Consider the following 13,414-nt stretch of genomic DNA (forward strand, 5'->3'; position numbering starts at 1 on the left):
AAACCACACTATGGATGCAGCAGCCGACTTTTTAAAACTCATTCAAAAAAACAAACGGGGCCGGTTTAAGATCTATATCGGCATGAGCGCCGGCGTTGGAAAAACATACCGGATGTTACAGGAAGCCCATGTGCTACTGCGCAACGGGATCGATGTACGCATCGGTTATATTGAAACCCACCGGCGTGAGGAGACCCATGCCCTGCTGGAAGGACTGCCTGAAATTCCACGCCGGCGGCTTTTTTACAAGGGCAAGGAACTGGAAGAAATGGATACAGACACCATCATCAACCTGCGGCCGGAAGTTGTGTTGGTAGATGAGCTGGCCCATACCAATATAGAAGGAAGCCGCAACTATAAACGCTGGCAGGATGTGCGGGACATCCTTGATGCCGGTATTAACATAATCTCAGCCGTAAACATTCAACATATCGAAAGCCTGCACGAAGATATCCGGGCCATCACCGGCATTAACGTAACGGAACGGATACCGGACAGCGTCATTAAAGAGGCCGATGAAGTCGTAAACATCGACTTGCCATCCGATGAGCTGATCACCCGCCTGAAGGAAGGCAAGATCTATAAAAGCGATAGGATACAATCGGCCCTCAACCATTTTTTTAAACACGACCATATCCTGCAGCTGCGCGAACTGGCTTTAAAAGAAGTCGCTTCTGCCGTGGAACGCAAAGTAGAGGCCGAGGTGGTAAAACTCCCCCTGCAGCAGGAGCGGTTTATGGCCTGCATCAGCAGCAACGAAATCACATCAAAGACCGTTATCCGCAAAACAGCACGCCTGGCGAACTATTATCACAGCAAATGGTGCGTACTGTATGTAGAAACCTCTTCCGAAAGTGTGGGCAAGATACGGCTGGATAAACAACGGCACCTCATCCATAATTTTCAGCTGGCAACGGAGCTGGGGGCAGAAATTATAAAAATGAAGGCTGAACGTGTTGCCGCGGCCATTGTGGAGCAGGCCGAAGAACGAAAGATCACAACCATCTGCATCGGCAAACCCCATTTGAGCCTGATGCAGGTAATTGCAGCCACCAATATTTTCAACAATCTTTTGAAAAAGCTGGGCGATAGCCAGATCGATGTCGTGATCCTGAGCTAATGTTGTTTTATTTTTGTTATTGCATAAAAATTAAAGAATGCGTATCCAAACAAAATTAGTACTGGGCCTGGGAGCACTCTTTGCGTTGGTAGCCTTCCTGGCCATCCAATCGGGAGTATACATAAACCGCCTGTCGGCCGATACTAAAAATATACTGACGGACAATTATAATTCCGTGGCCTACGCGCGCGAGATGCTGCTTGCCCTGGATAGTAATATTCAATCACCGCAAATGCAATCCCGGTTCAGAGAACAGTTGCGCAAACAACAACATAATATTACCGAGCCCAATGAGCTGGAAGCTACAGAACGCCTAAAAGCCGATTTCGGGCAAATAAAAACAAGGCCCGCAGACACCGCATTGTTCCGGCAACTTCGAAAAGACCTGACCGTTATTATGCTGCTGAATATGCAGGCGATACAGCGTAAAAGTGAGATCGCCGGCAAAACGGCAGATACGGCCATCCTGTGGATCGCTGTAAGCGGCACGCTTTGTTTTATGATTGCCTTTACCCTCCTGCTGAATCTGCCCTCCGCAATCTCTAACCCGATCAAAACGCTTACTTCCAGCATCAGGAGTATTAGTTCAAAAAATTATGCTGAACGCATTTATTATAACAAACCCGATGAATTTGGCGAAATGGCCCGGGCCTTTAACACCATGGCGCAGAAATTGGAAGAATATAACAACAGTAGCCTGGCACGCCTGATGAATGAAAAACAAAGAATCGAAACCCTGATCAACAACATACACGAACCTGTGATTGGCCTCAATGAAACTAAAAAAGTAATATTCATCAACGAAGAAGCCGCCCGGATCACCAACACCAAACCTTCGGATGTGCTGGGAAAACAGGTGCAGGACCTGGCCGTAGGCAACGATCTGATCCGGATGTTGATCCGGGATTTTTTTGAACCGTCCGCCGCCGCCGAACCGTTGAAAATATATGCCGACAATAAAGAAAGTTACTTCGAAAAAGCCATCATCCCCATCAGCATTGTTCCTACCGGCGAAACCGAAGCACAGCACCTGGGTGATGTAATCTTTTTGAAGAATATTACTCCTTTTAAGGAGCTGGATTATGCAAAAACCAATTTTATTGCCACTGTTTCCCATGAGCTCAAAACTCCCATCTCTTCCATTAAAATGAGCGCCCAGCTACTGGAGAATAACAGGATCGGCCCATTAAATCCCGAACAAAAAGAACTGGCCGAAAGCATACAGGAAGATGCAACCCGCCTGCTGAAAATAACCAGCGAGTTATTGAATGTAACCCAGCTCGAAAGCGGCAAATTGGAGTTGCAGCCTATATTGTGCCGCCCGGAAGACCTCATTCATAAGGCCCTTCAGATTAACGAAACGGCCGCCGCATCCAGGAACATCCACCTGCAGCTGCACCTGCCGGAGGGCCTTCCCTTTGTAAACGTAGACGCGGATAAGACTTCCTGGATCTTCAGCAACCTGGTATCCAATGCCATCCGCTACAGTCATGATAACAGTATCGTTACAGTAGCCATCGCGGTCGAAAGCAACACAATACAGTTTATAGTTAAAGATCGTGGGCAGGGCATCGCCCCCTTCTACCTCAACAAAATATTCGACCGCTATTTTCGGGTACCCGGCTCGCGGAAAGAAGGTACCGGCCTCGGGCTTTCCATCAGCAAAGAGCTGATTGAAGCACAAGGCGGCTCCATTCAGGTGCACAGTGAATTTGGAGCAGGAACGGAATTTACGGTAACCCTTCCGGTTACCAGCAACGATTAGCCGGCGGCGGTCTTTACCGTTGCTATTACTTATATTTGTTCCTTATGAGGTGGATGCATCACAAAAAGACCGTTCTTGTCCTTTCTACTATCCTGCTCCTTTTTATAGGCAGCCTGATTATGGTTCGCTGCTCGCAGCGGGATAAAAAAAATGAAGAAAAGCAAACAGCCAACGCCTATGTAGGTGATGCAGCCTGTATCAGTTGTCATAAAAGCGAACATGATCAGTGGCAGTTATCGGATCATTTCAAAGCCATGCAGCCTGCAAACGATTCGACGGTATTGGGCAACTTCAATAATGCGTCTTACACGGCAGACGGCGTCAGCTCTAAATTTTTTAAAAAAGAAGGCAAATTTTTTATCAATACGGAAGGCCCGGACGGGAAGAACCGCGACTACGAAATCAAATACACATTTGGTTACTACCCCCTGCAACAATACCTGGTAGAATTTGACAAGGGCCGAATGCAGGCAACCCGCCAATCCTGGAACAGCAAGGATAAAAAATGGTTTCACCAATATGCCGGCCAAAAAATTGCGGCCAACGACTGGCTGCATTGGACCGGCAACGGGCAAAACTGGAATACGATGTGCGCTGAATGCCACAGTACCAATTTAAAAAAGAATTACAACACGGAAACAGATAGTTACAATACCACCTATAGTGCGCTTACCGTAAGCTGCGAAGCCTGCCACGGGCCGGCCAAACAGCACGTTGATTATATCAATAGCGCTTACAAAGAAGGGGAAAAACACCCGGGTTCTTATTTAAGAGCCGCTAAGAACAGCAGCCAGCTGGCACAGATCCAAACCTGTTTTCCCTGTCATGCCCGTAAAGGAAACATCAGCAGTGATTTGAAGAACAGCAATGAAATCATGGATGATTATATTCCGGAAATCCCAACTACTGAATTTTTCCATGCAGACGGGCAGGCCGATGATGAAGATTACACCTATACCTCATTTCTGCAAAGCAAGATGTACAAACATGGGGTTAAATGCAGCAACTGCCATAACCCCCATACCGGAAAATTACTGATTGCCGGCAACGGGGTTTGCCTGCAATGCCATGATAAAAAATATGATGCGCCCACACACACTTTTCACGCCGTAAATACGGCAGGCGCTGAATGTAAGAGCTGCCACATGCCCGGCAAATTTTATATGGGCAACGACTGGCGAAACGATCACACTTTTCGGGTACCGCGTCCCGACCTTTCCGTAAAATACGGAACCCCCAATGCCTGCAACAACTGTCATACCAACCAGCCTGCAAGCTGGGCTGAAGCGGCGGTAAATAAATGGTTTGGAAGTACAAGAAAATATCATTTTGCAGAGGACCTGGTTCCAGGCAGCAAAATGGACGCAGGCAGCCAGGCCCATCTTATAAAACTGATACAGGATACAGCTACGCCGCCCATCATCCAGGCCACTGCCGTACACTATTTATCGGGTGTTCAGGGAGGCAACCACCCGGTTGACGGCGTACTGCAGGAGCTGCACAACAAAGATGCCCAGGTACGCTACCGGGCAGTTACCGGTCTGAATAATTTTGCGCCCACCCTGTGGCGCGATGCAATAGGGGAAATGTTTACGGACAAGGTAAGGGCCGTGCGCATTGCCGCCGCCAACCTGGTGCTGGGCGCCAACGATGCCGACCTGGTGGCCGGACTGGGGGCCGGTTACACCAACGCATTAGCCGAACTCAACGATCACGTGCTTTACCAAACCGATTTTGCATCCGGCAACATCATGGCAGCAGACTACTATCTAAAGCTGAAAAATTACGACAAAGCCGAGTCCTTTTACCTGAAAGGATTGCAGAAAGACAACCAGATGAACTATGCGCGGCTGAACCTTTCAACCGTTTATAACATCCAGGGAAATAACCAGGCAGCCTTAAAAACGCTGGGAGAAGCCGCCCGCGTTGATCCTCAAAACGACCGTATTTATTTTAACCTCGCACTTTTGTACAATGAGCTGCAGCAACCCGAAAATGTGGAAAAAAGTCTGAAAAAAGCCATTGAGCTCAAAACACAGAATCCACGCGTATATTACAACTATGCCATTTTGCTGCAGCAACGGCAACAATACAAAGATGCAGAGCAACAATATCTCAGAGCGCTAAAGCTGGCGCCTTCGGATGCAGACATTAATTATGCGCTTTGTGTGCTGCACCTGCAACAGAATAACCCGGCCGCAGCCAGGCCTTACGCGGCAACCCTTAAACGCTACTACCCCGGCGACCAGCGTTTCCTTCAGCTCTGGCAACAGTTGGGCATGTTGTAACGTTGTTATCCTTGTATGGTCTAAACCCGGGGGAAAACACGACCACAGGCGAACTATCAACGGCTGTTATTGAACACATCGCTACCGGTGATTTCCGGATCATTTGAGAAAGTAAAGGCCGGTTTAACAAATCCAACCGGAATGAGTATCTGCAAAAGAGGCTTGATCGCTTTAGTTTGACCGCATCCATGAGTCAATCCCCCATATCGGTTTTTAATGAGCCGTTGTTGCACTGCCCGTAACAAATAAGGGTCATCATCGTGCCATTCATTGTACGATGATGACCCTTACATTATTTAGCCTTCCGGGTGCATTGCATGTTTTGGTCAGGCCGCCTTCTGCTCAGGCCGCTCCAGCAGCAGGCTCCATACAACGGCTGCAAGGACCGCACCTGCTATAGGCGCCAGGATAAACAGCCACACCTGGCTCAACGCTTCGCCTCCTTTGAGCAATGCGGGGCCAATGCTGCGTGCAGGATTTACAGAAACACCGGTGATGGGTATACCCACGATATGGATCAACACCAGGCTAAGGCCAATGCTAAGACCGGCGAACCCTCCATGGATATTTTTTGTTGAAGTAGTCCCCAGGATCACCAACAGGAAAATAAATGTAAAGACAATTTCGGCTACCAATCCGCTTTGCAATGAGTATTTTTGCGGCGAAAGTTCTCCATACCCGTTTTGCCCCAGCCCGCCCATATAATCAGCTTTTCCACTGGCAATCAGGTACAGTAATGCCGCGCCTATAATGGCCCCGATGATCTGCGCCAAAATATAATATGCCGCTTCCCCTGCCTTCATACGCCCGGCGGCCACCATAGCAATGGAAATTGCAGGATTGATATGGCAACCGGATATATGACCGATCGCATAAGCCATCGCTACCACACTTAATCCAAACGCAAAAGCAATTCCGAGTAAACCTACGCCCGTTGTACCGTCTGCGCCGGCAATTACAGCGCTTCCGCATCCCATAAGCACCAGAACCATGGTCCCGATCAGTTCCGCAAAGAACTTTGATACAGCAGTTACTTTCATATGATTTATGTTTTTAAGGTGATTAAACGATGTACTTACGCCTCAGCAATCATGAACTATTTTTTGAAGATACCAAAACTCTGGAATTGTTCCAATAAATACCTTTTATTTCAAAAAAAAACAACCGGCGCCTGTCTTAGGGGAAACGCTTAAACCAGGTATACCGCAGCAGCACCTCAATCAGCAAAAGCGCCAGAGCGGCCAGTACCAGCGGCAGAAACATTTCCTCGGTTTGTTTATAACGGATTACCTCCACCTTCGTTTTTTCCAGTTTATTGATCTGGTTATAAATCGCCTGCAACGATGTTTTATCCACGGCATGGTAATACTGTCCCCCCGTTTGGCCGGCAATCCGTTTCAGCAAATCCTCATCCAGGAAATTGCGGACACCCGAGGCCACCTGCTCCTCGGTAAATTCGCTTACCCCCAACCCCACGCAATAAACCCTTACATGATTTGCTTTGGCAATTTCCAATGCCATATCCGGGTCAATAATACGGGTAGGAGGCGCATCTTCCTTACCATCGGTCAGCAATATGATCACTTTTGTTTTGCTGCTTCCCTTGCTGATGCGGCTAACCCCGGTGGCCAGCCCCTCGCCAATAAGTGTGCCCGGCTCCAGGTAGCCATCATCCATTACCCGCAGCTTGCTGAGCTGGTCCAGCAAGGTCGCTTTGTCGGGCGTCAATGGCACTTTGGTAAAGGCCTCGCCGGAAAAAATAACCAGCCCAATCCGGTCCGTTGGCCGGTTCTTTACAAAATCAATCGCCACCTCTTTTGCAACAACAAACCGCCTTGGCTTTATATCCGGCGTATTCATACTGCCGCTCACATCCATCACCAGCATAATATCAATACCCTCGCCTTCGCTGCGCGACATCTCCTGCTGATGCTGTGGCCGCGCCAATGCCGTTACCAGGCAGGCAATCCCCATCAAACGCAATATAAAAGGCAGGTGCCGGAAGCGGGTTTTAAATGTACCGGGAATCGCCGACTGGATGCCTGATGTAAGGATTGCGCTCTTACCCTGTTTGCCATTTTTAACATATTGAGCAATTAAGAACGGGATCAGCGCCAGGAAAATAAAGTTCTCCGGCCAGATAAATTTAATATTTTGAAACCAGTCGTAGATCATTTTTTATGTAGCGTTTCAGCGCGCGCCGGTACCACGCGTGCTCCTTCTTCCTTTTTTAATTTAGCAGCGTTCCGGACGCCCTCTTCGATATGATCCACTCCTTTATCAATCACCTCGTATGCAGATTGCGCCTCCGCCGCTTCCGGTTCGTAGCGGGCAAACTTTACCAGGTCGCACAGCGACAATACCTGCTCCAGGCTCCCATATAATTGCGTATCATTAAAAAGCGGTTTTATCTTTTCAATAAGATCCCCTGATGTCTGCTGCAAGGAATTCACGCCTGCCCGGTCCGACAAAAAAGTTCTCAGGATCTCTACCATACGGGCATAGAAGCGACTCCCCGACACCTGCGATCCTTTTAGTGCGGCCAGTTGCTGCTTGGCTGTTGCATAAGCGCTTTTATACGCTCTGCTTGCTGTCCGGGGCTTCTTTTCACCCGTCATTATGTAAACAATCCATGTTATCATCATGAGCAGGAGCGCCACCATGTACCACCATTTCTCAAACTGTTTTCCCAATATGAAAGGGATTGAGCGAACATCCTCAATATCATGATAAGGCTGGCTGGGGTCGAACGGTTCGGTAAAAACCACATCCATTAAAACAGATGCTGTTTTAGCTTTGGCATTCAGAATGATGGGTGGAATGACCCAACGACCCGAATCAAAACTGGTAATGCGGAAATACTGGCGTATTATTAACTGTCCGCCCGCGCTATCCTTTGCGATACTATCCTTTGACAGCAGCTCAAAGTGCGGGAGTGTATCTATTTTTACAGGTTTTATGTTGCTGCCGGCCGGGGCCCGGATTTCGAGTGTTAGCAAAACCGGTTCTCCAAGGAGGATCTTATTTTTATCCACAGAAGCGCTCACCGTTGCATTCTGGGCCGGCAATGATGCATTTAAACCTGCCGTCAGCAGCAATAATAAACCAATGATCCGGGCTCCCTTTTTAAACATCCGTTGTTTGCTCTTTATTTAATGCTTCCTTTAACCCTGCTCTTGAAAAAACGCCGTAACACATGTATATAGTCATCTCCCGTTTTCAGATGCAACAGGTCGCTGTTGGCCTTTTTAAAAACTGCGGCACAATAGGCCGTAATGCGGAAAAATGCCTCCTCATATTTCCTCCGTACATAAGCATTTCCTGAGTCCACCCACTGGAGTGCACCGGTTTCGGCATCCATCAGTTGAATCAGTCCGGCATCAGGCAATTCTTTATCCATCCGGTCATACAGCTTAATCCCGATCAGATCATGTTTTTTCCCCGCCACCCTCAATGCGTCTTCGTAATTGACATCAATAAAATCACTTAACACAAATGCAATACAACCCTGTTTAATGGCGTTGGTCAAAAATCGGATTGCTGCAGCGGTATTGGTTCCCTTACCCGAGGGCTCCAGTCCCAGCATTTCCCTTACAATAAACAATGCATGCTGACGTCCCTTTTTTGGGGGAATATACATTTCGATCTTGTCGCTGTAAAATACGGCGCCCACCTTATCAGCATTGGCTACTGCTGAAAACGAAAGCACGGCGGCAATCTCTGCCGCTACATCGCGTTTACGCCCGTATGAGGTACCAAACAAGCCGCTCCGGCTGATATCAATCAGCAGCATCACCGTCAGCTCCCGTTCTTCCTCAAATATTTTGCTAAACGGGTGTCCGATCCGCGCCGATACGTTCCAATCAATGAAGCGTACGTCATCGCCGGGTGTGTACTCCCGCACTTCTTTAAAAGACATCCCTTTGCCTTTGAAAGCGCTATGATACTCACCGGAGAACAATTCTGTTGCCAGCTTTTTGCTTTTGATCTCCAGCTCCCGTACTTTTTTTAATATTTCTTCACGTGTCCGCAATGATCTTTTTTTAGCTTCTATTCATTAACTCCTCACCACAAACATCTCACTACAAACCTCTCACTATCAACCTCTCACTACCAACATCTCACCACTACCTTTTCACCACCAACTCCCAACCTCTCACTAAGGTACATTTACCGCCTTCAGCACTTCATCAATAATATTCTCTGCCGCAATATTCTCTGCCTCTGCCTCGTAGGTAAGCCCGATCCGGTGCCGCAGCACATCATATACCACACTGCGGATATCTTCAGGAATCACAAATCCGCGTTTATTCAAAAAAGCCTGGGCCTTGCCGGCGAGCGCCAGGTTGATGCTTCCGCGCGGCGAGGCCCCGTATGAAATCAGGGGGGTCAGTTTTTCCAGCTGATACCTGCCGGGGTAACGGGTGGCAAAAACAATATCCAGTATGTACTGTTCTACTTTTTCATCAAGATAGATTTCGCGTACCAGGCTTTTTGCATTCAGTATCTCCTCAATATTCACCACCGGCCGTATGGGGGGCAGCTTTTCGCCCTGCACATTATGCCGCAAAATCAGCTGTTCTTCCTGCATTTCCGGGTAACGAACAATCACTTTCATAATAAAACGGTCCACCTGGGCTTCCGGTAGCGGATAAGTACCTTCCTGCTCCAACGGGTTTTGCGTTGCCAACACCAGGAAGGGATCATCCAGTTTATACGTATGATCGCCAATAGTTACCTGCCGCTCCTGCATGGCTTCCAACAGGGCCGATTGCACTTTTGCCGGCGCCCGGTTAATTTCATCCGCAAGGATAAAGTTGGCAAAAATGGGGCCCTTTCGTACCACAAATTCGTTTTGCTGCTGGTTATAAATCAGTGTACCAATTACATCGGCCGGCAGCAGATCGGGGGTAAACTGGATCCGGTTAAATGCCGCGTGTATGGCCGTAGCCAGGGATTTGATCGTTAGGGTTTTTGCCAGGCCCGGAACGCCCTCCAACAACACATGCCCGTTGCTAAGCAACCCAATCAGCAGGCGATCCAGCATATGGTGCTGCCCTACAATAACCTGCCCTATTTCCTGGCGCAATGCGTCTACGAAATAGCCGGCTCCTACTATTTTTTCATTCAATTGCCGTATTTCTTCTCCCGTTTTTGCCATAGTTATTTTAAAATTTGAAATTCAAGTTCCAGGATCCGGGCTGATGGCCTTTAGCCATCGGGCCATCCATCCCCTATTCACTATTGCCCCTTCACTATTCACTCCCAACCACTTCCCTTTCTGCAAATAACCTGCCGGATTGCGTTACAGGCTACGAAAGGTATTGCCCAACCACCGGCATGCGCCTGCCCGGGCCAAATGCTTTATAGCTGACCCGGATGATGGGACAAAACTGCTTTCTTTTATATTCGTTCCGGTTTACCATTTTCAGAACCCTGTCCACCAGCGCAGCATCAAACCCCAATGCCTCTATTTCCCTTGGTCCCTTCCGTCCTTCAATGTATTCCACCAGGATGGTATCCAGGTCTGCATAATCCGGAAGACTATCGCTATCCTTTTGCCCGGGGCGCAGTTCGGCCGAAGGCGGTTTGATAATGATGTTTTCCGGTATCACCTCCCGGTTCCGGTTGATGTACCGGGCCAGCGCGTAAACCTGTGTTTTATACACATCGCCCAATACGCCAATCCCCCCGGCCATATCCCCGTACAAAGTACCATAGCCGGTTGCCAGTTCGCTTTTGTTGGATGTATTTAATAAGATGTTCCCAAATTTATTCGACAGGGCCATCAGCAGGTTGCCGCGGCTCCTGCTCTGGATATTCTCCTCTGCAACATTAAAAGGCAAATCCTTAAAAACAGGCGCCAGTTCGTTCAAAAAAGCGTCATAGATATTTTTTATGGGAAAGACGTTGTAAGGATTGTCCAGGTTCCTGCTCAATTGTTCGGCATCGGCTACCGAATGTCCGGTAGAGTATTGTGAGGGCATCAATATGGCCCAAACATTTTCCTTACCAAGCGCATCTACAGCCAGGGCCTGCACCAGGGCGCTATCAATGCCCCCCGATGCCCCCAACAGGGCTCTTGTAAAGCCCATTTTGGCAAAATAATCTTTAATACCCAGCACCAGGGCCTGGTAGATTTCTTCTATATTCTTTTCGTCCGACAGGTATTCCAACGTGTTCTTACCCAAGCCTACTTCCGATGCCGAAAAATAAATAGGCGTTTCTGTTGCCGCCTGTGATGGGTTTACCAAAAGCGTATCCAGTTCGACTACATAAAAATCTTCCTCAAAATACCGGCATTCCTTTATCTTGTTGCCGGCGTTGTCATATACCAGGCTTCCGCCATCAAATACCACTTCCGTTTGCGAACCAACCGTGTTGCAATAAACCATCGGCAGTCCATACTTTAATGTATGTGCTTTTACAATGCTGTTGCGCACCACATCCTGGGCATAATTGTAAGGCGATGCCGAAAGGTTGATCATGAGATCCGGCTGAACCTTTATCAGTTCATCCATGGGCGTTACGCGGTACAGAGGATTATCACCCATGTTCCAAATGTCTTCACAAATAGTTACCGCCAGCTTTTTACCCCTGAACTCCAATACCTGCCAATGATCTGCCGGCTCAAAATACCGGTACTCATCAAAAATATCATAATTAGGCAGCAACGTTTTATGTACCACGCCTTTAACGATTCCGTTTTCAAGTAAAAAGGCAGCGTTATACAGGTCCTTCCCTTCTGTCTTTTCATTGCGGCAGGGCGCCCCAATCAATACGCCGATACCTTCCGTATGCATGGCAACCCGGTTCACCGCCGTTTCACAGGCGCGGATAAAGTCGTCAAACTCCAGGAAATCCTGTGGAGGGTAGCCGCAAACACAGAGTTCGGTAAATACCACAAGATCGGCTCCGGCCTTCCTCGCCTGTTGGATCCCGGCAATGATCTTCTCCACATTTACATCAAAATTTCCGATATGATAATTCTGTTGCGCTAAAGCAATTTTCATCAAGTATCCAATTAATAGTTACAAATGTAACCTTATGAGAACAAACAATAAAGCCAAATATACTTTAACATGTTCTATAACAACCCCAGCAGGTCACCTTAAAAAAAGAATGCTTATATTGCCGCGCTGCTGTATGCACAAATTGAAATTTCCAATATGAAAACGTTATCCTTATTGACAGATCCCGTTTACAAGCCCAAAAAGTCATTTAATGTCTATGAGCGCTTCTGGCTGCGCATCATGAATGATAAACGGGATCTGCCTTTTGTTTACCTGCTTACCCTTATTCATCTTACCGTAGTTCCGCTGGCAATTCTATTGTTTACACCCCTGCTAAGCGAATGGTACTGGTGGTCCGTGGCCATCCCCTATTTTTACCTGGCTCAGTTTTATTTTAAAGGCAGGTTCGGGCTTATGTTCCATTGTCTTTGCCACCGCAAGATGTTTAAGCCAAAATTCCAGCATATAGCGCACAATTATATAACCTGGATCCTTTGTCCTTTGTTTGGTCATGCCCCCGAAGGTTATTTCAGTCATCACATGGGCATGCATCATGTAGAGAATAATAATGAACACGATGACAGCAGTACGATGTACTATCAACGTGACAGCCTGCGAAGCTTTTTTTCTTATTTTTTCAACTTCATATTTACGGGGGTAAAAGATACGTTTCAATACCTCACCAAACGCAACCGCAAAAAACTTGCAAGGCGGCTCACCTTTGGGGAAATCACTTATTTGATATTTTGTGTGCTGATGTGCTTTGTGAACCTTAAGGCTACACTGGTAGTATTTGTTATTCCCTTGTTATTTGCACGTTTTGTGATGATGCTTGGTAACTGGACACAGCATTCCTTTATTGACCGCTCCGACCCCGAAAACCTTTATACCAATTCTATCAACTGCATTAATACTGTTTATAACCAGACTTGCTGGAACGATGGCTACCACATCATTCACCACCTCAGACCCGGCTTGCACTATACTGAAATGCCTGGTGAATTTTTAAAACGGAAAGATGAATTTGCAGCCCGCAAAGCCATTGTATTTGATGGGATACATTACCTGCATATTTTTATTTTCCTGATGACCAAGCGTTATAACAAACTTGCTGATAACCTGGTAAACATCAACAATATGTTTGAAACCCGCGAGCAGGCGATCTTTCTGATGAAAGAACGCACCCGGCGGATCGTTTAGGTCCAGTTGAATTTGAAAATTTGAATCC

10 protein-coding genes are annotated in these 13,414 nt (G+C 47.5%); 4 read left to right on the forward strand and 6 right to left on the reverse strand.

The window, feature by feature from the left end:
• Positions 1-10 precede the first annotated feature (10 nt).
• From GGU45_RS02275 to GGU45_RS02285, 3 genes are read left to right on the forward strand one after another with little or no spacing between them, the layout of a single operon-like run.
• On the forward strand, positions 11-1,120 hold the full coding sequence (locus tag GGU45_RS02275) for a sensor protein KdpD (RefSeq protein WP_435221624.1): 1,110 nt from the start codon (positions 11-13) through the stop codon (positions 1,118-1,120).
• Positions 1,121-1,157: 37 nt separating this feature from the next.
• Positions 1,158-2,885 (forward strand): ATP-binding protein, encoded by a 1,728-nt coding sequence (locus GGU45_RS02280; RefSeq protein WP_435221626.1) that lies wholly within the window; start codon positions 1,158-1,160, stop codon positions 2,883-2,885.
• A 44-nt stretch (positions 2,886-2,929) separates the two neighbouring features.
• Positions 2,930-5,173 carry a tetratricopeptide repeat protein gene (locus GGU45_RS02285; RefSeq protein ID WP_435221628.1) on the forward strand — a complete coding sequence of 748 codons (2,244 nt, stop codon included), beginning with the start codon at positions 2,930-2,932 and terminating at the stop codon, positions 5,171-5,173.
• A 326-nt stretch (positions 5,174-5,499) separates the two neighbouring features.
• Here the strand turns inward: GGU45_RS02285 and aqpZ are convergent, their stop codons facing one another.
• The 6 genes from aqpZ to GGU45_RS02315 all read right to left on the reverse strand — a co-directional run bounded on the left by aqpZ (position 5,500) and on the right by GGU45_RS02315 (position 12,186).
• Positions 5,500-6,213 carry an aquaporin Z gene (gene aqpZ, locus GGU45_RS02290; RefSeq protein ID WP_435221630.1) on the reverse strand — a complete coding sequence of 238 codons (714 nt, stop codon included), beginning with the start codon at positions 6,211-6,213 and terminating at the stop codon, positions 5,500-5,502.
• A 136-nt stretch (positions 6,214-6,349) separates the two neighbouring features.
• Positions 6,350-7,348, reverse strand: a complete 999-nt coding sequence (locus GGU45_RS02295; RefSeq protein ID WP_435221631.1) for a vWA domain-containing protein — start codon at positions 7,346-7,348, stop codon at positions 6,350-6,352.
• Positions 7,345-8,307 (reverse strand): hypothetical protein, encoded by a 963-nt coding sequence (locus GGU45_RS02300; protein WP_435221633.1) that lies wholly within the window; start codon positions 8,305-8,307, stop codon positions 7,345-7,347. The genes GGU45_RS02295 and GGU45_RS02300 overlap by 4 nt, the downstream gene beginning before the upstream one ends.
• Positions 8,308-8,321: 14 nt before the next feature.
• The gene (locus GGU45_RS02305) at positions 8,322-9,206 is read right to left on the reverse strand and encodes a DUF58 domain-containing protein (RefSeq protein WP_435221634.1); all 885 of its coding nucleotides are present in this window, start codon (positions 9,204-9,206) and stop codon (positions 8,322-8,324) included.
• A gap of 126 nt (positions 9,207-9,332) precedes the next feature.
• Positions 9,333-10,334: an AAA family ATPase gene (locus GGU45_RS02310; RefSeq protein ID WP_435221636.1), complete on the reverse strand. Its 1,002-nt coding sequence runs from the start codon at positions 10,332-10,334 to the stop codon at positions 9,333-9,335.
• Positions 10,335-10,485: 151 nt separating this feature from the next.
• Positions 10,486-12,186, reverse strand: coding sequence for an NAD+ synthase (locus GGU45_RS02315; protein ID WP_435221638.1), 1,701 nt, complete (start codon positions 12,184-12,186; stop codon positions 10,486-10,488).
• 156 nt (positions 12,187-12,342) lie between these two features.
• Here GGU45_RS02315 and GGU45_RS02320 point away from each other — a divergent pair, with 156 nt between their 5' ends.
• A complete protein-coding gene (locus GGU45_RS02320) occupies positions 12,343-13,386 on the forward strand; it encodes a fatty acid desaturase family protein (RefSeq protein WP_435221640.1) in 1,044 nt (347 codons plus the stop codon).
• The last annotated feature ends 28 nt before the right edge of the window (positions 13,387-13,414 follow it).

Source organism: Niabella hirudinis (assembly GCF_051201075.1).
GTDB classification, from domain to species: domain Bacteria; phylum Bacteroidota; class Bacteroidia; order Chitinophagales; family Chitinophagaceae; genus Niabella; species Niabella hirudinis.

Coding starts and splice junctions, on each gene's coding strand:
- GGU45_RS02275 (WP_435221624.1), top strand. CDS start 11: ATGGATGCAGCAGCCGACTTTTTAAAACTCATTCAAAAAAACAAACGG.
- GGU45_RS02280 (WP_435221626.1), top strand. CDS start 1,158: ATGCGTATCCAAACAAAATTAGTACTGGGCCTGGGAGCACTCTTTGCG.
- GGU45_RS02285 (WP_435221628.1), top strand. CDS start 2,930: ATGAGGTGGATGCATCACAAAAAGACCGTTCTTGTCCTTTCTACTATC.
- aqpZ (WP_435221630.1), bottom strand. CDS start 6,213: ATGAAAGTAACTGCTGTATCAAAGTTCTTTGCGGAACTGATCGGGACC.
- GGU45_RS02295 (WP_435221631.1), bottom strand. CDS start 7,348: ATGATCTACGACTGGTTTCAAAATATTAAATTTATCTGGCCGGAGAAC.
- GGU45_RS02300 (WP_435221633.1), bottom strand. CDS start 8,307: ATGTTTAAAAAGGGAGCCCGGATCATTGGTTTATTATTGCTGCTGACG.
- GGU45_RS02310 (WP_435221636.1), bottom strand. CDS start 10,334: ATGGCAAAAACGGGAGAAGAAATACGGCAATTGAATGAAAAAATAGTA.
- GGU45_RS02315 (WP_435221638.1), bottom strand. CDS start 12,186: ATGAAAATTGCTTTAGCGCAACAGAATTATCATATCGGAAATTTTGAT.
- GGU45_RS02320 (WP_435221640.1), top strand. CDS start 12,343: ATGAAAACGTTATCCTTATTGACAGATCCCGTTTACAAGCCCAAAAAG.